This window comes from Streptomyces sp. NPDC060027 (assembly GCF_042737005.1).
Lineage (GTDB): Bacteria > Actinomycetota > Actinomycetes > Streptomycetales > Streptomycetaceae > Streptomyces.
Genome location: NZ_JBHWVI010000162.1, coordinates 1 through 19,702 on the forward strand (window position 1 = coordinate 1; position 19,702 = coordinate 19,702).

The 19,702-nt window shown below is 72.2% G+C and carries 16 protein-coding genes; 13 read left to right on the top strand and 3 right to left on the bottom strand.

The annotated features are described in order from the left end of the window. Nucleotides 1–143: 143 nt before the first annotated feature. The 4 genes from ispG to ACFWBT_RS30795 all read left to right on the top strand — a co-directional run bounded on the left by ispG (nucleotide 144) and on the right by ACFWBT_RS30795 (nucleotide 4,878). On the top strand, nucleotides 144–1,301 hold the full coding sequence (gene ispG / locus ACFWBT_RS30780; RefSeq protein WP_266763325.1) for a flavodoxin-dependent (E)-4-hydroxy-3-methylbut-2-enyl-diphosphate synthase: 1,158 nt from the start codon (nucleotides 144–146) through the stop codon (nucleotides 1,299–1,301). Nucleotides 1,302–1,635: 334 nt separating this feature from the next. Next, the gene (locus ACFWBT_RS30785; RefSeq protein ID WP_385706199.1) at nucleotides 1,636–2,484 is read left to right on the top strand and encodes a GNAT family N-acetyltransferase; all 849 of its coding nucleotides are present in this window, start codon (nucleotides 1,636–1,638) and stop codon (nucleotides 2,482–2,484) included. A 61-nt stretch (nucleotides 2,485–2,545) separates the two neighbouring features. Then, nucleotides 2,546–3,115: a GNAT family N-acetyltransferase gene (locus ACFWBT_RS30790; RefSeq protein ID WP_385706201.1), complete on the top strand. Its 570-nt coding sequence runs from the start codon at nucleotides 2,546–2,548 to the stop codon at nucleotides 3,113–3,115. 71 nt (nucleotides 3,116–3,186) lie between these two features. Beyond that, entirely contained in the window at nucleotides 3,187–4,878 is a 1,692-nt protein-coding gene (locus ACFWBT_RS30795) for a proline--tRNA ligase (protein ID WP_385706203.1), read from the top strand. Between the two features lie 214 nt (nucleotides 4,879–5,092). On the opposite strand, the gene ACFWBT_RS30800 is transcribed toward ACFWBT_RS30795, so the two are convergent. From ACFWBT_RS30800 to ACFWBT_RS30810, 3 genes are read right to left on the bottom strand one after another with little or no spacing between them, the layout of a single operon-like run. Beyond that, entirely contained in the window at nucleotides 5,093–6,019 is a 927-nt protein-coding gene (locus ACFWBT_RS30800) for an aminoglycoside phosphotransferase family protein (RefSeq protein WP_385706219.1), read from the bottom strand. A gap of 39 nt (nucleotides 6,020–6,058) precedes the next feature. Continuing rightward, nucleotides 6,059–6,532 carry a ferritin-like domain-containing protein gene (locus ACFWBT_RS30805; RefSeq protein WP_385706204.1) on the bottom strand — a complete coding sequence of 158 codons (474 nt, stop codon included), beginning with the start codon at nucleotides 6,530–6,532 and terminating at the stop codon, nucleotides 6,059–6,061. Continuing rightward, nucleotides 6,529–7,107, bottom strand: a complete 579-nt coding sequence (locus ACFWBT_RS30810) for a hypothetical protein (protein ID WP_385706206.1) — start codon at nucleotides 7,105–7,107, stop codon at nucleotides 6,529–6,531. Before ACFWBT_RS30810 ends, ACFWBT_RS30805 begins: the two co-directional genes overlap by 4 nt. A gap of 252 nt (nucleotides 7,108–7,359) precedes the next feature. On the opposite strand from ACFWBT_RS30810, the gene rimP reads away from it, so the two are divergent. The 9 genes from rimP to ACFWBT_RS30855 all read left to right on the top strand — a co-directional run bounded on the left by rimP (nucleotide 7,360) and on the right by ACFWBT_RS30855 (nucleotide 19,589). Then, nucleotides 7,360–7,857 carry a ribosome maturation factor RimP gene (gene rimP / locus ACFWBT_RS30815; RefSeq protein WP_385706208.1) on the top strand — a complete coding sequence of 166 codons (498 nt, stop codon included), beginning with the start codon at nucleotides 7,360–7,362 and terminating at the stop codon, nucleotides 7,855–7,857. 2 nt (nucleotides 7,858–7,859) lie between these two features. After that, nucleotides 7,860–8,858 (top strand): transcription termination factor NusA, encoded by a 999-nt coding sequence (gene nusA / locus ACFWBT_RS30820; RefSeq protein WP_266763332.1) that lies wholly within the window; start codon nucleotides 7,860–7,862, stop codon nucleotides 8,856–8,858. A gap of 101 nt (nucleotides 8,859–8,959) precedes the next feature. Then, nucleotides 8,960–9,238: a YlxR family protein gene (locus ACFWBT_RS30825; protein ID WP_385706210.1), complete on the top strand. Its 279-nt coding sequence runs from the start codon at nucleotides 8,960–8,962 to the stop codon at nucleotides 9,236–9,238. A 148-nt stretch (nucleotides 9,239–9,386) separates the two neighbouring features. Then, nucleotides 9,387–12,533 (top strand): translation initiation factor IF-2, encoded by a 3,147-nt coding sequence (infB, locus tag ACFWBT_RS30830; RefSeq protein ID WP_385706212.1) that lies wholly within the window; start codon nucleotides 9,387–9,389, stop codon nucleotides 12,531–12,533. 247 nt (nucleotides 12,534–12,780) lie between these two features. Continuing rightward, a complete protein-coding gene (locus tag ACFWBT_RS30835; RefSeq protein ID WP_266763335.1) occupies nucleotides 12,781–13,074 on the top strand; it encodes a DUF503 domain-containing protein in 294 nt (97 codons plus the stop codon). A gap of 33 nt (nucleotides 13,075–13,107) precedes the next feature. Further along, complete coding sequence (gene rbfA, locus ACFWBT_RS30840; RefSeq protein WP_351552932.1) at nucleotides 13,108–13,557, top strand: 30S ribosome-binding factor RbfA; 450 nt, start codon at nucleotides 13,108–13,110, stop codon at nucleotides 13,555–13,557. Beyond that, a complete protein-coding gene (gene truB, locus ACFWBT_RS30845) occupies nucleotides 13,554–14,459 on the top strand; it encodes a tRNA pseudouridine(55) synthase TruB (RefSeq protein WP_385706215.1) in 906 nt (301 codons plus the stop codon). The genes rbfA and truB overlap by 4 nt, the downstream gene beginning before the upstream one ends. Before the next feature lie 279 nt (nucleotides 14,460–14,738). Then, nucleotides 14,739–18,494: a trypsin-like peptidase domain-containing protein gene (locus ACFWBT_RS30850; RefSeq protein ID WP_385706216.1), complete on the top strand. Its 3,756-nt coding sequence runs from the start codon at nucleotides 14,739–14,741 to the stop codon at nucleotides 18,492–18,494. A 141-nt stretch (nucleotides 18,495–18,635) separates the two neighbouring features. Then, complete coding sequence (locus tag ACFWBT_RS30855) at nucleotides 18,636–19,589, top strand: bifunctional riboflavin kinase/FAD synthetase (protein WP_266763339.1); 954 nt, start codon at nucleotides 18,636–18,638, stop codon at nucleotides 19,587–19,589. The last annotated feature ends 113 nt before the right edge of the window (nucleotides 19,590–19,702 follow it).

Below are 19,702 nucleotides of genomic sequence, written 5' to 3' on the forward strand. Positions count from 1 at the left end.
CACCCAGGGTGCCCGGCCGCCTTCCATCGAGTGGGTTTAGGGGCGGGGGCGTGATGTGCTCCGCTGTGCGCCCGTACCGTAATCTCGAAGCCTGGAGCCCACGATTCCGGGACCTTGATCCACAACTTGGGGTTGCACAGCAGATGACTGCGATTTCTCTCGGCATGCCGTCCGTTCCGACCAAGCTGGCCGAGCGCCGCAAGACCCGGCAGATCCAGGTCGGGACCGTGGCCGTGGGTGGAGACGCACCCGTCTCGGTGCAGTCGATGACGACCACGCGTACGTCGGACATCGGCGCCACGCTTCAGCAGATCGCCGAGCTGACCGCGTCCGGCTGCCAGATCGTGCGCGTCGCCTGTCCCACCCAGGACGACGCCGACGCGCTCGCCACGATCGCCAAGAAGTCCCAGATCCCGGTCATCGCGGACATTCACTTCCAGCCGAAGTACGTCTTCGCCGCGATCAACGCCGGCTGTGCGGCCGTCCGCGTCAACCCCGGCAACATCAAGCAGTTCGACGACCAGGTCAAGGAGATCGCGCGGGCCGCGAACGACACCGGCACCCCGATCCGGATCGGCGTCAACGCGGGCTCGCTCGACAAGCGCCTGCTCCAGAAGTACGGCAAGGCGACGCCCGAGGCGCTCGTCGAGTCCGCGCTCTGGGAGGCCTCCCTCTTCGAGGAGCACGACTTCCGGGACATCAAGATCTCGGTCAAGCACAACGACCCGGTCGTCATGGTCAACGCCTACCGCCAGCTGGCCGCCGCCTGCGACTACCCGCTGCACCTCGGCGTGACCGAGGCCGGCCCCGCCTTCCAGGGCACCATCAAGTCCGCCGTCGCCTTCGGCGCCCTGCTCTCCGAGGGCATCGGCGACACCATCCGCGTCTCCCTGTCGGCCCCGCCGGTCGAGGAGGTCAAGGTCGGCCTGCAGATCCTGGAGTCGCTGAACCTCAAGCAGCGCGGCCTGGAGATCGTCTCCTGCCCGTCCTGCGGGCGCGCCCAGGTCGACGTCTACAAGCTGGCGGAGGAAGTCACCGCCGGTCTCACCGGCATGGAGGTCCCGCTGCGCGTCGCCGTCATGGGCTGCGTCGTGAACGGCCCGGGCGAGGCCCGGGAGGCCGACCTCGGTGTGGCCTCCGGCAACGGCAAGGGCCAGATCTTCGTCAAGGGCGAGGTCATCAAGACCGTCCCCGAGTCGAAGATCGTGGAGACCCTGATCGAAGAGGCGATGAAGCTCGCCGAGCAGATGGAAGCCGAGGGCATCGCCTCCGGCGAACCCACGATCTCGGTAGCGGGCTGACCCCACCGGAACCCCGCCCCTCGACTCCACCCAACTGGAACCGAGGGGCGCGGTGAACTGCGCGAGCAGCCCCCACCCGCCGCGGCCGGTCGACCGCGCACGCCCCCTGCCCGGCGCCCCGGCGGGGGCGGTGTAGCTGCCCCCCGTCAGAGCTCCGGCCGAGCGGAACTACCCAGGGGCGCGGTGAACTGCGCGAGCAACCCCCACCCGCCCGCGGCCGGGCGACGGAGCCCCGCCTCGGCCGTCCACCGGGCCGCCGCACAAGGGGCGGCGGGGCACAACCTCTCCAGGTACAGTGCGGAGATCAGCAGACCCCAGGGTGAGGCCCCCGCACGTGTTGACCCAGACCACCACCAGGGTCCTCGAACCGAGTGACCTGGACGCCGCGCTCGCCGTCCTCGGCCGCGAGCCGGTGGTGAACGCTTTCGTCGCCTCCCGCGTACACGTCGCGGGGCTCGACCCATGGCGGCTCGGCGGCGAGATGTGGGGCTGGTACGAGGACGGCATGCTGCAGTCCCTCTGCTACGCGGGCGCCAACCTCGTCCCGATCTGCGCCACCTCGCGCGCCGTGCGCGGCTTCGCCGACCGGGCCCGCCGGGGCGGCCGCCGCTGCTCCTCGATCGTCGGCCCCGCCGAATCCACCGCCCAGCTGTGGCGACTGCTCGAACCGAGCTGGGGCCCCGCCCGTGAGGTCCGCGCCCACCAGCCGCTGATGGTCACCGACCGGCTTCCCGCCGACATCACCCCGGATCCGTTCGTCCGCCGCATCCGCAAGGACGAGGTGGAGACGATCATGCCGGCGTGCGTGGCGATGTTCACCGAGGAGGTCGGCATCTCGCCGATGGCCGGTGACGGCGGTCTGCTCTACCAGGCCCGGGTGGCCGAACTCGTCGGTTCCGGCCGGTCCTTCGCCCGCCTCGACCAGGACGGCAAGGTGGTCTTCAAGGCCGAGATCGGCGCCGCGACGGCCCAGGCCTGCCAGATCCAGGGGGTGTGGGTGGCCCCCGAGTACCGCGGCCGGGGAGTCGCGGCCCCCGGCATGGCGGCGGTCCTGCGCTACGCCCTCGCCGATGTCGCCCCGGTCGTCAGCCTCTACGTCAACGACTTCAACACGGCGGCGCGCGCGGCGTACCGCCGGGTCGGGTTCCAAGAGGTCGGCGCGTTCATGAGTGTCCTGTTCTGACGCCCGGCGCAGGCCCCACGGGACCTCACATGTCCCGCTGTCCGCCAGGTAGTCTCCCGGCATGCTGCGCTTCCCCGGTCAGGGCCACCGCGACTCCGACGACGTGGTCATCGGCCCGCTGGATCTCGCCGCGCGCGTCGACGAGGCGCTCGCCGTGCAGGCGCTCGCCTTCGGGCTCGGCGCCGACGAGATCGCCGTACGACGTCAGATCGTGCTGCGCCACCTCACCTACCCGGGAGCCCACGCGCTCGGCGCGACCACCCTCGACGGACGGCTCGTCGGCTTCGTCTACGGCATGCCCAACGACCGCGCGCACTGGTGGTCCACCGTCGTCGAACCGTATCTGCGCGGCCAGGGCCACGACGGCTGGCTCGACAACTCCTTCGTGATCACCGAACTGCACGTCCACCCCCGCTTCCAGAACCGGGGTGTCGGCCGCGCCCTGATCACCGCCATCACCGACACCGCGGCCGAACCCCGCTCGATCCTCTCCGCGATCGACTTCGACAGCCCGGCCCGCGGCCTCTACCGCTCCCTCGGCTACGAGGACCTCGCACGGCAGGTCCTGTTCCCCAGCGCCCCCAAGCCGTACGCCGTGATGGGCGCCCCGCTCCCGCTGCGCCACCGCTAATGGATTTCCGGGGACGGGCGCTGCCCGGCTAACCTCCTGGCATCACCCTTACGCAGCAGGAGTCGAGAATCATGGCCCAGGTCCAGCGCATGTCCCGTTTGATGGTCAAGACATTGCGTGACGACCCCGCGGATGCCGAGACGCTCAGCCACAAGCTGCTCGTCCGCGCCGGCTACGTGCGGCGCAACGCCGCGGGCATCTGGACCTGGCTGCCGCTCGGCAAGAAGGTCCTCGACAACATCTCCCGGGTGGTCCGCGAGGAGATGGACGCGATCGGCGCCCAGGAGGTCCTCCTGCCGGCCCTGCTGCCCAAGGAGCCCTACGAGGCCTCGGCCCGCTGGGAGGAGTACGGCGACCTGCTCTTCCGTCTCAAGGACCGCAAGGGCGCGGAGTACCTGCTCGGCCCGACGCACGAGGAGATCTTCACCCTGGTGGTGAAGGACCAGGTGGCGTCGTACAAGGACCTGCCGGTCATGCTGTACCAGATCCAGACGAAGTACCGCGACGAGGCCCGTCCGCGCTCCGGCGTGCTGCGCGGCCGCGAGTTCCAGATGAAGGACTCGTACTCCTTCGACATCACGGACGAGGGTCTCGCCGAGTCCTACGGGCTGCACCGCGAGGCCTACCAGAAGATCTTCGCGCGCATCGGCCTCGACTACCGCATCGTGTCCGCCGTCTCCGGCGCCATGGGCGGCTCGGCCTCCGAGGAGTTCCTCGCTCCCGCCGCCGCCGGTGAGGACACCTTCGTGGACTGCCCGGCCTGCGACTACGCCGCCAACACGGAGGCCGTGACCTTCAAGCTCACGCCCGTCTCCGAGGAGCACGGCCCGGTCGAGGAGCTGGACACCCCCGACACCCCGACGATCGAGACGCTCGCCGAGCACCTCGGCGTGCCCGCCTCCGCCACCCTGAAGAACCTGCTGGTCAAGGTCGACGGCGAGATCGTGGCCGTGGGCGTCCCCGGTGACCGCGAGGTCGACCTCGGCAAGCTCGGCGAGCACCTCGCCCCGGCCGTCGTCGAGCTCGTGACGGCCGAGGACTTCGAGGGCCGTGCCGACCTCGTACGCGGCTACGTGGGCCCGCAGGGCCTGGAGAAGGTCCGCTACATCGCCGACCCGCGCGTCGCCCCCGGCACGGCCTGGATCACCGGCGCCAACAAGATCAACACGCACGCGAAGAACGTCGTGGCCGGCCGCGACTTCGAGGTCGACGACTACCTCGACGTCGTCGTGGTGGAGGAGGGCGACCCCTGCCCGGCGTGCGGCGCCGGCCTCAAGATGGACCGCGCCATCGAGATCGGCCACATCTTCCAGCTCGGCCGCAAGTACGCCGACACCTTCGGCCTCGACGTTCTCGGCCAGCAGGGCAAGCCGGTCCGCGTGACCATGGGCTCCTACGGCATCGGCGTCTCCCGCGCGGTCGCCGCGCTGGCCGAGCAGTCGGCCGACGACCAGGGCCTGTGCTGGCCCAAGGAGATCGCTCCCGCCGACGTGCACGTGGTCGCCGCGGGCAAGGCCCTGCAGACCGAGCTGGCGCTCGACGTGTCCGAGAAGCTGGGGGCCGCGGGCGTCCGCGTCCTGGTCGACGACCGCGCCGGCGTCTCCCCGGGCGTGAAGTTCACCGACGCGGAGCTCATCGGCGTACCGAAGATCCTGGTCGCCGGCCGCCGCTCGGCCGAGGGCGTCGTGGAGCTGAAGGACCGCCGCACCGGCGAGCGCGAGGAGCTGACCGTCGACGAGGCGATCGCCCGCCTGACGGCGTAGCAGTTTCGCCCGGCGGCGCCCACAGAGCCTCTTCCGAGGCCGGTGGGCGCCGCCCGGCATTTCCGCTCACGTGGGTTCCCGCCCGCGAGCGAGGTGAGAGAACATCCCGCGCGCCATCGTCGAACTCGCCGTCGTAGGGCCGTAGTCATGGCCGAAGGCTCTTGGCACGAGGGACGAGATCGTCGAACTCGTCACCGCCGGGCGGTGGTCGGCACTAGAGCCAGCCGGCGAACTCAAGGAGCAGTTCGGCGTCCCGGAGGCGGCCGACCCGGCCCGCCCGGACGCCCGACTCGACCGCGCGGAACAGCGTCCAGCCGCGCAGCCGCTCCTGGTCCACCTCCAGGGACTCGGCGAGCCGCTTGACCCGGCGCCGGGTGATCGACGGCCCCGAGGGCGAGGCGATGAGGTCCTCCACCCGGTCGCGGACCAGCCGGGCGAGGTCGAACGCGCACTCGCCGACCACCGGGTCCGGTCCCACGGCCAGCCAGGGCACGCGTTCCCCGGCGAGCACCTTGCTCTGCCGGAAGGTGCCGTGCAGCAGCCGTGCCTCGGGCGGCCCGGCCAGCAGCTCGTCACGGGCCACGAGCGCCGCGTCGACCAGGGCGCCGACCTCGACCCCGGCTCCGTCACCGGCCGTGGCCCGCATCGCCTCGGCCTGCCGCCCGGTCCGCTCCGCCACGGTCTCGAAGACATGGCCGGCGGGCGGCTCGACCCACAGCCGCCGCAGCGTCCCCGCCGCCTCCAGCAGGGCCTTCGCCTCGGGCAGGGACCGCACGGACAGGTCCGGTTGCAGCCGCTCCAGCAGCAGGACACCGTGGGTGTCGCCCGGGTCGAGAAGACGGACCGCGCCGCGGCCGTCCCAGTGGGCGAGCGCGGCCCGCTCGCTCTCCGGACGCGCCCGCTCGGGCGCCAGCTTCAGCACGGCGGGCGTCCCGTCGCTCCGCCGCACCAGGAGGACCAGACTGCTGCGGCCACCCGGTGCCTGTACCCGCTCCACGGTCAACTCGCGCAGATCGACGGCCTGTCGGGCCAGCTCGGGCAGCTTCTCCAGCCACTCGTCGGCCTCGTCGGCCCCCTCCGACCCGGCCCGCCGGGTCTCGCCGAGCGCCCGGAGAAGGCGCTGCGGCGGTTCGAAGGCCATGCGCGAGTCCATGCGCGAGATGTTTCCTTTCAGGTCGCGTTACGTCGGAGAGGGCGCCGTGGCGGACGGGGTGCCCGCCCGCTCGGCGAGCCCAGGGAAGGCTACGCTCTCGCCGCTCCAGCGCACCGCGCGGACCGCCGCTTCCCGCAGCGCCCCGGCCGCCGAGCGCCGCCGGTCGCCCGTGGCGGCGCGTACGAGGTCGGAGTACACGGCGGCCACCCGCTCCTCCAGCTCGGCCGCGAACCGTACGGCCGTGGCGGAGTCCGTCACCGGGAACGGCAGCACGTAGGCGGCCGACGCGGCCTCGGGCGTCCCGCCCAGGTCCCGCACCGCCCGCGTCAGCTCGTCCCGGCGGGCCCGATGGGCGTCGTACGCCGACCGGGCGTCCGCCCGCCGGGCCTCACCGATCCGGCCGCCGACGACGCCGTAGCCGTAGACGGCCGCGTGTTCGGCGCCCAACGCGGCCTGCAGAGCCTTGAGCTCGGCTTCCTCGGTCCTGTTCCGCTCGCTCACTTCGCCGCCTTCGTCAGCAGGAACGCGTGGGCCGCCCCGGCCGCCGCCACCGAGGCGAGCAGCCTGGCCAGCTCGCCGGGAACCTCCACCAGGGCCTGTGTCCGCTCGTCCGCGAGCGCGAGCTCGGCGGAGGCGAGGTCGGCGAGCGCGTCCTTGGGACGCTCCGCGACGCCGGGGGAGGCGCTCGCCGACGCGGAAGCCGATGCGGATGCCGACCCGGAAGCCGAAGCCGAAGCGGATGGGGATGCCGAGTTCGGCGCCGAGGACGCCGCCGCTCCGCCGCTGCCGGCCCCGAACGCCTTCGCGTGCCGGACGGCCTCCGCCCGCAGCGGGGCCAGCCGTTCCTCCAGGCCGGGATGGGCGGCGATCACCGCGGTGTACCGGCCGGCCAGCGTCGTGCTGTCGCGGGCCGCACGCGTGCGTGCCCGGTCCGCGGCCGAGGGGCTGCCGCCCGTCGTGTCTCTGGACGGCTCGGGAGTGGAACAGCCCGCGAGCGCGAAGGTGCCCGCGGCGGCCGCGAGCAGGGTCCTTCGGCGCGGACCCCATGGGGTGCGCGACGGCAGGGGGAACGACACGGCAGACGTCCTCGGAGGGCTCGTACGAATGTATGGGCGAGCTGCCCGTGATCACGGTACCCGCGCATCGGCCGATCACCGCCCAGCGGCTCTCTCCCATCTGTCTCCGGCGCGATTTCACGGACGCCCTCCGGGACGAGTCGGGCCAAGCGCACCCGTCCCGGTGGACGGCAACACCCTCCGCGACCGGATACCCTTTGACCTGACACGCGACCAACCCACAACAGCACACGCGGCCGAGGAGTCACCCGGATGAGCACGACCCAGAGCGAGAGGCTGCGAGAACTCCTGGATCCGCTCGTGAGCTCCCAGGGCCTCGATCTGGAAGAGATCGAAGTGGAGTCCGTAGGCCGCAAGCGTGTTCTGCGCGTCGTCGTGGACTCGGACGAGGGTGCCGACCTGGACGCGATCGCCGATGTGAGCCGCGCGCTCTCGGCGAAGCTCGACGAGACGGACGCGATGGGTGCGGGTGAATACACCCTCGAGGTCGGAACCCCCGGTGCCGAGCGCGAGCTCAAGGAGCACCGCCATTACGTACGCGCCACCGACCGCCTGGTGAAGTTCCAGCTCGCGGAAGGCGGCGAACTGCTCGCCCGGATCCTGCTGGTCGAGGACGACGGTCTCGATGTCGAAGTGCCGGGCGTGAAGGGGCGCAAGCCCACCGCCAAGCGGCTCGCCTTCGAGGACATCGTCAAGGCCCGCGTCCAGGTCGAGTTCAGCCGCAAGGACAAGAAGGAAGAGGAGGCGTAGCCGTGGACATCGACATGAGTGCCCTGCGGGGTTTGGTACGGGAGAAGGAGATCTCCTTCGACCTGCTGGTCGAGGCGATCGAGTCGGCCCTCCTCATCGCCTACCACCGCACCGAGGGAAGCCGCAGGCGTGCGCGCGTGAAACTCGACCGGGAGACCGGTCATGTGACCGTGTGGGCGAAGGAGGATCCCGAGGATCTGGAGGAGGGGCAGGAGGCGCGCGAGTTCGACGACACCCCGTCGGGGTTCGGCCGGATCGCGGCGACCACCGCCAAGCAGGTCATCCTGCAGCGCCTGCGTGACGCCGAGGACGACGCGACCCTCGGCGAGTACGCGGGCCGTGAGGGCGACATCGTGACCGGCGTGGTCCAGCAGGGCCGCGACCCGAAGAACGTGCTCGTCGACATCGGCAAGCTGGAGGCCATCCTGCCGGTGCAGGAGCAGGTCCCCGGAGAGAACTACGAGCACGGCCTGCGCCTGCGCTCGTACGTCGTACGGGTGGCGAAGGGTGTCCGCGGTCCGTCCGTGACCCTGTCCCGTACGCACCCCAACCTCGTGAAGAAGCTCTTCGCGCTCGAGGTGCCGGAGATCGCCGACGGTTCCGTGGAGATCGCGGCCATCGCCCGCGAGGCCGGCCACCGCACGAAGATCGCCGTCCGGTCCACCCGCAGCGGTCTGAACGCCAAGGGCGCCTGCATCGGCCCCATGGGCGGCCGGGTCCGCAACGTGATGGCCGAACTGAACGGCGAGAAGATCGACATCGTCGACTGGTCGGACGATCCGGCCGACATGGTGGCGAACGCGCTCTCCCCGGCCCGGGTCTCCAAGGTCGAGGTCGTCGACCTCGCGGCCCGGTCCGCGCGCGTGACGGTTCCCGACTACCAGCTGTCGCTGGCGATCGGCAAGGAGGGCCAGAACGCCCGCCTCGCCGCCCGCCTCACGGGCTGGCGGATCGACATCCGTCCGGACACCGAGCAGCCCGCCGAGCAGCGCGGCGAGTAGTCCGGGAATAGATCCGAGCCGTAGATCGCTTACATCACGACAACAACCGTTCGATTTTTGCCCCAAAGGGGTGAGGTCGGTACGGGGAGGTAGACTTAAGAGTGTCTGGCCGGACGCGAGCCCGCGCATGCCCTGAACGCACCTGTGTGGGGTGCCGGGAGCGAGCGGCCAAGAGAGACTTGCTGCGCATCGTGGCGGTCGAGGGCGAATGCGCCCCCGATCATCGCGGTACGCTGCCCGGCCGGGGTGCGTACGTGCATCCCGCTCTGGTCTGTCTCGATCTGGCGGTCCGCCGCCGGGCGATCCCACGGGCGCTGCGCGCCCCGGGACCGTTCGACACCGAGGCGTTGCGCCTCTACGTCGAGCAGGCAAACCCGTAAGAAGCGTCGTGCGGAACCTCCGTGCGGCCCTGGTATTCCGCGAGTTGGAAGTAGGTCGAGATTGCGATGAGCACTCGATGAGCACGCGATGAGTACGCCCATGAAGTAGCGACGGTCCGGACGCAGACCCGGACCTAAAAGGAGCGAAGTGGCTAAGGTCCGGGTATACGAACTCGCCAAGGAGTTCGGCGTAGAGAGCAAGGTCGTCATGGCCAAGCTCCAAGAACTCGGTGAATTCGTCCGTTCGGCGTCCTCGACGATCGAGGCCCCCGTCGTACGCAAACTGACAGATGCCCTCCAGCAGGGCAACGGTGGCGGCAAGCCCGCCCCCCGCAAGGCTGCCCCGGCCAAGCCGGGCGCCCCCTCTCCGGCGCAGGCTGCCCGTCCGGCCGCCCCGCGCCCGCCGGCCCCGAAGCCGGCCGCGGCCGAGAAGCCCGCGGCTGCTCCGGTAACCCCGGCCGCTGCGGGTCCGCGCCCGACTCCGGGTCCCAAGCCGGCTCCGAAGCCCGCTCCGGCGGCTCCGGCTCCGGTCGCGGCCGAGTTCACCGCGCCCCCGTCGGCGCCGTCGACCCCCTCGGCTCCCGCCGCGGGTCCCCGTCCGGGCGCCCCGCGTCCCGCCGGTCAGGCTCCGCGTCCCGGTGCCCGTCCGGCCGGTGGTCCCGGTCAGGGTGGTCAGGGTCGTGGCGACCGTCCCGAGCGCGGTGACCGTCCCGAGCGCGGCGACCGTCAGGGCGCCCCGCGTCCCGCCGGCCAGGCCCCGCGTCCCGGTGCCCGTCCGGCCGGTCCCCGTCCGGGCAACAACCCGTTCACCTCTGGTGGCTCCACCGGCATGGCGCGTCCGCAGACGCCCCGTCCGGGCGGTGCCCCGCGTCCCGGTGGCGCCGGTGCCCCCGGCGGCCCGCGTCCGCAGGGCGCAGGCGGCCAGGACCGTGCTCCCCGTCCCCAGGGCGGTCCCGGTGGCGCTCCGCGTCCGCAGGGCGGTCCGGGCGGTGCCCGTCCCACTCCGGGCGGCATGCCTCGTCCGCAGGCTCCGCGTCCCGGCGGCGGTCCGGGCGGTAACCGTCCGAACCCTGGCATGATGCCTCAGCGTCCTGCCGCGGGCAGCCCGCGTCCCGGCGGCGGCCCCGGTGGCCGTGGTCCCGGTGGCGGCGGCGGTCGTCCCGGTGGTCCCGGTGGCGGCGGCGGTCGTCCCGGTGGCGGCGGTTTCGCCGGTCGTCCGGCCGGTCCCGGTGGCGGTGGCGGCGGTTTCGCCGGTCGTCCGGGTGGTCCCGGTGGCGGTGGCGGCGGTTTCGCCGGTCGTCCCGGCGGTGGCGGCGGTGGCCGTCCCGGCTTCGGCGGTCGTCCGGGTGGTCCCGGTGGCCGTGGTGGCACGCAGGGTGCGTTCGGCCGTCCCGGCGGTCCGGCGCGTCGTGGTCGCAAGTCGAAGCGGCAGAGGCGCCAGGAGTACGAGGCCATGCAGGCCCCGTCGGTCGGCGGTGTGATGCTGCCTCGTGGCAACGGACAGTCCGTCCGCCTGTCGCGCGGTGCGTCCCTCACCGACTTCGCGGAGAAGATCGGCGCCAACCCGGCGTCGCTCGTCGGCGTGATGATGAACCTCGGCGAGATGGTCACTGCCACGCAGTCCGTCTCCGACGAGACGCTGAAGCTCCTCGCGGACGAGATGAACTTCATCCTCGAGATCGTCAGCCCCGAGGAGGAGGACCGCGAGCTGCTCGAGTCCTTCGACATCGAGTTCGGCGAGGACGAGGGCGACGAGGACGACCTCGTGGTCCGTCCGCCGGTCGTGACCGTCATGGGTCACGTCGACCACGGTAAGACCCGCCTTCTCGACACCATCCGCAAGACGAACGTCGTCGCGGGCGAGGCCGGCGGTATCACGCAGCACATCGGTGCGTACCAGGTCGCGACCGAGGTCAACGGTGAAGAGCGCAGGATCACCTTCATCGACACCCCCGGTCACGAGGCGTTCACCGCCATGCGTGCCCGTGGTGCCAAGTCGACCGACATCGCGATCCTCGTGGTGGCGGCCAACGACGGCGTGATGCCCCAGACGATCGAGGCGCTGAACCACGCCAAGGCGGCCGACGTGCCGATCGTGGTCGCGGTCAACAAGATCGACGTCGAGGGTGCCGACCCGACGAAGGTGCGCGGTCAGCTCACCGAGTTCGGTCTGGTGGCCGAGGAGTACGGCGGCGACACGATGTTCGTCGACATCTCCGCCAAGCAGGGCCTCAACATCGAGAGCCTGCTGGAGGCCGTGGTCCTGACCGCGGACGCCTCGCTCGACCTGCGGGCCAACCCGGAGCAGGACGCGCAGGGTATTGCGATCGAGTCCCACCTCGACCGCGGCCGCGGTGCCGTTTCGACGGTCCTGGTCCAGCGCGGCACGCTGCGCATCGGCGACACCATGGTGGTCGGCGACGCGTACGGCCGTGTCCGGGCGATGCTCGACGACAACGGCAACAACGTCGAGGAAGCGGGTCCGTCGACCCCCGTCCTGGTCCTGGGTCTCACCAACGTCCCGGGCGCCGGCGACAACTTCCTGGTTGTCGACGAGGACCGCACGGCGCGTCAGATCGCCGAGAAGCGCGCGGCGCGTGAGCGCAACGCCAACTTCGCCCGCCGGGGTGTCCGGTTCTCCCTGGAGAACCTGGACGAGGCCCTCAAGGCCGGTCTGGTGCAGGAACTCAACCTCATCATCAAGGGCGACGCGTCCGGTTCGGTGGAGGCTCTCGAGTCCTCGCTGCTCCAGCTCGACGTCGGCGACGAGGTCGACATCCGTGTCCTGCACCGCGGTGTGGGTGCGGTCACCGAGTCCGACATCAACCTGGCGACCGGCTCCGACGCCATCGTCATCGGCTTCAACGTCCGCGCTGCGGGCCGCGCGGCGCAGATGGCGGAGCGCGAGGGCGTCGACGTCCGGTACTACTCGGTGATCTACCAGGCCATCGAGGAGATCGAGGCGGCCCTCAAGGGCATGCTCAAGCCGGAGTACGAGGAGGTCGAGCTCGGCACGGCGGAGATCCGCGAGGTCTTCAAGTCGTCCAAGCTGGGCAACATCGCCGGTGTCCTGGTCCGCTCGGGCGAGGTCAAGCGCAACACCAAGGCGCGCCTCATCCGCGACGGCAAGGTCATCGCGGAGAGCCTCAACATCTCCGGGCTGCGTCGCTTCAAGGACGACGTCACCGAGATCCGCGAAGGGTTCGAGGGCGGTATCAACCTCGGCAACTTCAACGACATCAAGGTCGACGACGTCATCGCGACGTACGAGATGCGCGAGAAGCCGCGCTCGTAAAGCGGTTGTGTGAGCTGGCCGGCGGTGAGCAGTCACCGTCGGCCAGCTTGCCGTTTACAAGATCACGCGCTTCCCCGCGTCCCTCTCCGGGGGCGCGGGGAAACGCGTGACCGGCCCCGGCCGGCGAACGACCCGGGGGCCCGGAAACCCCGTCGAGCGAGCCGACGGTTCGTTGTACGGTTCTGATGTCCCTGCCAAGTGCATTGGCAGGCCATCTATCCCGTACCGGCGGGACATCCGGTTACACATGTATGTGGGGACGCTGTCCTTCGATCTGCTCCTCGGCGATGTCCACTCGCTGAAGGAGAAACGCTCTCTCGTCCGGCCGATCGTCGCCGAACTCCAGCGGAAGTACGCGGTGAGTGCCGCCGAGACGGGCAATCAGGACCTTCACCGCAGGGCAGAGATCGGCCTGGCGGTGGTCTCCGGGGACACGGCGCACCTGACCGACGTGCTGGACCGGTGCGAACGGCTGGTCGCGGCGCGGCCGGAGGTGGAACTGCTGTCGGTACGACGCAGACTCCACACAGACGAAGACTGACGAAACAAGCAAGGCGAAGAAGGAGACGGACCAGTGGCCGACAACGCGCGGGCGAAGAGGCTGGCGGACCTCATCCGAGAGGTGGTGGCCCAGAAGCTGCAGCGCGGGATCAAGGACCCGCGGCTCGGCACTCACGTCACCATCACGGACACCCGGGTCACCGGGGACCTCCGGGAGGCCACCGTCTTCTACACGGTGTACGGGGACGACGAGCAGCGCGCCGAGGCGGCCGCGGGCCTGGAGAGCGCCAAGGGCGTGCTCCGCTCGGCCGTCGGCGCGGCGGCGGGCGTGAAGTTCACGCCGACGCTGACGTTCGTCGCGGACGCCCTGCCGGACACCGCCAAGACCATCGAGGACCTGCTCGACAAGGCACGGGCCTCGGACGCGAAGGTGCGCGAGGTCTCGGCCGGCGCCGCCTTCGCGGGTGACGCGGACCCGTACAAGAAGCCGGACGAGGACGACGAGGACGACGCGGCGGAATGACGCAGAAGCCCAAGACGCCCGACGGGCTTGTCATTGTCGACAAGCCGTCGGGCTTCACTTCGCACGACGTGGTCGCCAAGATGCGCGGGATCGCCAGGACGCGCCGGGTCGGCCACGCAGGCACCCTCGACCCCATGGCGACGGGTGTGCTCGTCCTCGGCATCGAGAAGGCCACCAAGCTCCTCGGCCACCTCGCGCTCACCGAGAAGGAGTACCTCGGCACGATCCGGCTCGGCCAGAACACGCTGACCGACGACGCCGAGGGCGACATCATCTCCTCGGCGGACGCTTCCGGCGTGAAGCGCGACGCGATCGACGCCGGGGTCGCCAAGCTGACCGGCGCCATCATGCAGGTGCCGTCCAAGGTCAGCGCCATCAAGATCGACGGCGTGCGCTCGTACAAGAGGGCGCGTGAGGGCGAGGAGTTCGAGATCCCGGCCCGCCCGGTGACCATCTCGTCCTTCGCGGTGTACGACATCCGTGACGCCGTCGCCGAGGACGGCACCCCGGTGCTCGACCTGGTCGTCTCCGTCGTCTGCTCGTCCGGGACGTACATCCGGGCGCTCGCCCGCGATCTCGGTGGGGACCTGGGCGTCGGCGGACACCTCACCGCTCTGCGCCGCACCCGCGTCGGCCCCTACAAGCTGGACTCCGCGCGCACCCTCGACCAGCTCCAGGAGGAGCTGACGGTGATGCCGATCGCGGAGGCGGCCGCGGCCGCGTTCCCGCGCTGGGACGTGGACACCAAGCGGGCCCGGCTGCTGCTGAACGGCGTCCGGCTCGAGATGCCCGAGGAGTACGCGGGCAAGGGCACCGTGGCGGTCTTCGACCCCGAGGGGCTGTTCCTCGCGCTGGTCGAGGACCAGAAGGGCAAGGCGAAGAGCCTCGCCGTCTTCGGCTGAGGTTCCCGCGCGGACGCTGGCCGCGAAGGCCGTGCGGCGGCCGGGCGGACGCTCCGCCCGTGGAGCGGCGATCACGGGGTCTCGTGCCCGCCGCTCCACGGTCCCCCCTCGGCTCCCCCACCCAAGGGTGTATCCATCCGACCTCCCGTATTCACCCCATCGGGCGGGCGCTCGGAGTGAACCGAGGGAGTAGAAGGGGGCGCGTTCGCCACACGATCTGTCCCGCTGATCACCTCGCCCCTACCGTCGGAAGCAGGAGCGCGGCGGGGAGGTTCGAGCATGGCGGGACGAGGCCCGCGGACCGGGAACGAAGAGGCGGCGGACGACGCCGGACAGTCATGGGACGAAGCCCTGGTACGCGTCTGCGACCTGGCGGGACGCCCACGCGGCACGGGTTTCGCGGCCGACCACCACGGCACCGTGATCACCAGCCACGAGGCCGTCGACGGCCTGGCCCGACTCGTCCTGCACACCTCGGACGACCGCACCTGCGTAGTCACCGACGACGCCGTCACGCCCCTGCCCGACGCCGGTCTGGCCCTCGTACGCACCGAAGGTCTCGGCCTCGGCCCGCTCCCCGTCACCGTGCGGGACCGGGTCGAGACCGGTACGTACGTCCGGATCGCGGCGGGCGGCTGGCGCGAGGCGCGGGTGCTGGGCTCCTCCGCCGTGACGTACACGGCCACCGACCGCTTCCATGTCCTGGGCGACGCACTGGAGTTGGCGATCGGTACCGCGGGCGCGGACGCGCTCCGGCTGGGCGGCGGAGCGGCCGGGGGACCGGTCCTCGACGCCGGTACCGGCGCCGTGGTGGCGGTCGTCGGCACCGCCCTGCTGCCCCGGGCCCTGGAAGGCACCGCGCCGGGGGAGACCCCGGCCGGCCATCGGGCCCCCGGCTTCGCCGTCCCCCTGCGGGGCGTCGCGGGACCGCTCGCCGACCTGCTGGCCCGCAACGCGGCGACCGTGCCCGCCTACGGCGCCGATCTGAATCTCGCGGGCGCGCTGGAGCTCACCGCGACCTCGGTCGGATCGGACGGACCCCGTCCACCGGCCCCGGCCGGGAGCGCGGGCACGAACCCCGGACCCGTCGAACGAGCCGAGGTCATCAGGGAGTTCACCGCCTTCGAGAGGGGACCGGCCGCGGTCCTCGGACTCGTCGGGCCGCCCGGCAGCGGCCGTACGACAGAACTGGCCGCCCTCGCCACCCGCCGCCTCCGGGGCCCGGAACCGGCCCCCACCCTGTGGCTGCGCGGCGCCGACCTCCTCGCCGACGACAGCTCGGTGGCGGACGCGGCGGCACGTGCCCTGGAGCGCGCCGGGCGGATCGTGGCGGCGTCGCGGCAGAACCCCGGGGCGCGGGGAAGCGAGGCCGCGCGGCGGCCGGCGGACGCGGGTGTGCTGCCTCCCCAGGGATACGGCGGGGAACTCGGCGACATCGGGCCCGACCGGCTGGCCCGGCTGGCACGCGCCGTCGGCCGGCCGCTGCTGCTCCTTCTCGACGGTCCCGAGGAGATGCCGCCCGAGCTGGCCCACCGGCTCCCCGCCTGGACCCGGGGGACGGCCGCCTGGCTGAGCGAGACCGGGGCACGCCTCGTGGTCGGGTGCCGGGCGGAGCACTGGGAGCGGGCCGGGGCGGGATTTCCCGTGGAACTGCTGCACCGGCCCGGCCCGTCGTCGGCGTACCCGGGAGAGCAGCCGTCGCCGGACGCGGACGGGGCCCTGCCCGCCTGTGTGCCGCTCGGCGATCTGACCGAGGAGGAGGCACTGCGGGCACGGTCGTGGGCCGGGATCCCCGAGGGCGTTCTCGCGCCGCCCGACGCCCGCCATCCGCTGGTGCTGCGACTGCTCTCCGAAGTACGGGCCACGCTGCCGGACCCACCCGCCGAGCCGCTCGGCCGCGACGACGTGTTCGCCGCCCATCTCGACCTGATGTGCCTGCGCGTCGCCGTCCGGCTGGCCGCGGCGAACGGACTGCGCGGCACCGCCGTCCGCCGGCTCGCCGCCCGGGTCTCCGGCCAGGTGCACGAGGCCGCGCGAAGCTGCCTCGGCCCGGGCCAGGGCGAACTGGACCGGGCGTCCTTCGAAGCCGTCTTCCCCTGGGGCCCCGCCCCGGGACGCCGTCTCGCGGGCATCACCGGCTGGGCGTCCGCCGTCCTCGCCGAAGGTCTCCTCGTTCCCGCGGGCAACGGCTACCGCTTCGCCCACGAGGAGCTCGCCGACTGGATCCAGGGCACCCACCTCGACCTGGACGCGGCACTGCACAGCCTGGTCCACCGTCGGCGCGCCGCACCCGACTCCGACTCCGACCCCGACTCCGGTGGCACGGGGACCACGGCGTCGAGCCGCCGGCACGCCCGCCGCCCCCGGTCCACGACGCCGGACTCCGCGGCGGACGTCCTTCCCGTCCCCCGTCACCGCATCGGACCCGTCGTGGAGACCCTGCTCCTGCTGGCCCGTCAACAGGGCGCCACGGAACTGACCCTCCGTCTGGAAGATCTCGTCCACGCGGTCGACGAGCTGCTGCCACGGACGCAGGACCCGCTCGGCGACCCGCTCTGGTGGGCCGGTCACCTCTGCTCCACCGTGCTGCTCCGGGTGCCCGACGCGACCCCGTACATCAGTGTGCTGCGACTGCTCACCGAGCGGATCGTGGCCTGGCGGGAGCAGGGGAGGGCCGTTCCCGCGGAGTTCGGGCCGGCCTTCTGGGCGGCGCTGCCCGTACCGGACACGGAACGCTTCGACCTGCTCAGGCGCCTGGTGACCGCCGACCCCCGCCGAGTCCCCGGGGCCGAGCCGTCGCGTCCCGGCGAGGCCCCCACCGCCGCGCGCTACCTCGACACCGTCTCGAGGCTCCTCGCCGCCGACCCCGTCGCCGTGCACCGCCACCTCACCCGCTGGTTCGACGACGAGCGACCCCTGCCCGCGACCCCGCACGCGACCGTGGCGACGGCCGCGCAGGCACTGCTGTACGCCCACCGGCGGCGGGCCCTGGACGATCTGGCCGAGGCCCTGGTGGCCTGCGCGCACCGGCGGGGCGACGAACTGCTGGCCGTCCTGGCCGAGGAGGAGCCGTCGGCCGTGTGCCGGGCGGTGGACCGGTGGGCGCACGACGAACAGCCGGCGCGGCGGGTGGCCGCGGTCGCCTACGGTCTGCGGGCGGCGCCGTTCGTGGGGACCCGGGCCGACCGCGAGCTGCTGCGCTACGCCGCCTTCGCCCTGCTCGCCCGCCCGGCCGACTGCACCCTGCACGGCGGAGCGCTCGGCATCCTCGTACGGGATCCGCTCACGCGCGCCCGCTATCTGCCGCAGGCCCTGGAGCGCTTCGCGGACGGCGACCCGCGGCTGCCCCCCAGCGCACCGGCCGCCGCGCTCACCACCCATACGGAGCCCGTGCTCGCCGCCTTCCGCGACCGGCTGCGGCGGCCCGGCCCCGACACGGCCGAGCTGCTGCGCACCCTCGCCGACGCCACCACACCGGCGCTGGCCCGCCGGGTCGCCGCGACGATGCGGGAGGCCGTGGAGCTGTGTCCCGGAGCCGCCGCGGACCTGGCCGCCTACGTGGACCGGCGCCTCGACCACGGGAGCGCCACCGACGCCGCGTTGTTTCTCCTGGTCAGCGGCCTGCTGGAAGGGTGTTCCGCACCGCTGCGGGCGGCGCTCGCCCAGGTCCTCGCGGCACCCGGCGGCAAGGCGTCCGCCCCGCCGCGGCGCGAGCTGCTCGATCTGCTGCTGGCGCACGAACGGGATCCGGTCGTGCTCGACACCGTCCTGAGAGCCGCCGCCCACGGTGCCGACCGGCGGGGCGAGGAGCCCACCCGCGAGCTCGTGCACCGGGTCGGCCTCCTTCTCGTCCGCACACCGGCCGGGGCCACCGGCTTCGACCGCGGCCTCGTCGACCTGGCCCGGCGCGTCCCGGGCTTCGCCGCCCTGGTCGCCCGCTGGCTCACCGGCACCCCCGAGGAGTGGTCCTGCGTAGTCGGCCCCAGTACCCGCCGCATGATCGAGAACCTGGCCGGGGCAGGGGTTCCCGCCTGAACCACGCCCGCCACGGCACTCCGTGGCGCTGAGCGATGCGTCACAGCCCGATGCCGATGCAAGCCGAGCGCACACGGCATGGCACCCTTAGAGCTGCGAACGAGGCAATCACGGACACGGGTTCGACAAGGAGCGGTCACAGTGCAGCGCTGGCGTGGCTTGGAGGACATCCCCGAGGACTGGGGGCGCAGCGTCGTCACCATCGGTTCCTACGACGGGGTGCACCGCGGGCACCAGCTGATCATCCGGCATGCCGTGGACCGCGCCCGCGAGCTGGGCGTTCCCTCCGTCGTGGTCACCTTCGACCCGCACCCCAGCGAGGTGGTCCGCCCCGGCAGCCACCCCCCGCTGCTCGCCCCGCACCACCGGCGCGCCGAACTGATGGCCGACCTGGGCGTGGACGCCCTGCTCATCCTTCCCTTCACCACCGAGTTCTCGAAGCTGTCGCCGGCCGATTTCGTGGCGAAGGTGCTGGTCGACAAGCTGCACGCCAAGGCCGTCGTCGAGGGCCCCAACTTCCGCTTCGGCCACAAGGCCGCGGGCAACGTCGGATTCCTGCGCGAGCAGGGGGAGACGTACGACTTCGAGGTCGAGGTCGTGGACCTCTACGTGTCCGGCGAGGCGGGCGGCGGCGAGCCGTTCTCCTCCACGCTCACCCGGCGGCTCGTCGCCGAGGGCGATGTCGAGGGCGCGCGCGAGATCCTCGGGCGGCCGCACCGCGTCGAGGGCATCGTCGTCCGCGGCGCCCAGCGCGGCCGCGAGCTCGGCTTCCCCACGGCGAACGTCGAGACGCTTCCGCACACCGCGATTCCCGCCGACGGCGTGTACGCGGGCTGGCTGCACGTCCAGGGCGAGGCCATGCCCGCCGCGATCTCCGTCGGCACGAACCCGCAGTTCGACGGCACCGAGCGCACGGTGGAGGCGTACGCCATCGACCGCGTGGGCCTCGACCTCTACGGTCTGCACGTCGCCGTCGACTTCCTCGCCTTCGTCCGCGGCCAGGCCAGGTTCGAGTCCATCGAGGCTCTGCTGGAAGCCATCGGCGACGATGTGAAGCGCTCACGTGAACTGATCGAGGCGTACGACGGGGAGTAGCCCTCCTCGTCACGTCCCCTTCCGCTCGGTCTGAACGACCTGTCCCGGCCGGGTCGTTCGCGTGTGGACCGCTCCGGGTACGACGACAGGGGCGGCCGGTGCCTCGTCGGCAC

Coding starts and splice junctions, on each gene's coding strand:
- ACFWBT_RS30795 (WP_385706203.1), top strand. CDS start 3,187: ATGGCCCAGGTCCAGCGCATGTCCCGTTTGATGGTCAAGACATTGCGT.
- rimP (WP_385706208.1), top strand. CDS start 7,360: ATGAGCACGACCCAGAGCGAGAGGCTGCGAGAACTCCTGGATCCGCTC.
- ACFWBT_RS30800 (WP_385706219.1), bottom strand. CDS start 6,019: ATGGCCTTCGAACCGCCGCAGCGCCTTCTCCGGGCGCTCGGCGAGACC.
- ACFWBT_RS30835 (WP_266763335.1), top strand. CDS start 12,781: ATGTATGTGGGGACGCTGTCCTTCGATCTGCTCCTCGGCGATGTCCAC.
- ispG (WP_266763325.1), top strand. CDS start 144: ATGACTGCGATTTCTCTCGGCATGCCGTCCGTTCCGACCAAGCTGGCC.
- ACFWBT_RS30790 (WP_385706201.1), top strand. CDS start 2,546: ATGCTGCGCTTCCCCGGTCAGGGCCACCGCGACTCCGACGACGTGGTC.
- ACFWBT_RS30850 (WP_385706216.1), top strand. CDS start 14,739: ATGGCGGGACGAGGCCCGCGGACCGGGAACGAAGAGGCGGCGGACGAC.
- truB (WP_385706215.1), top strand. CDS start 13,554: ATGACGCAGAAGCCCAAGACGCCCGACGGGCTTGTCATTGTCGACAAG.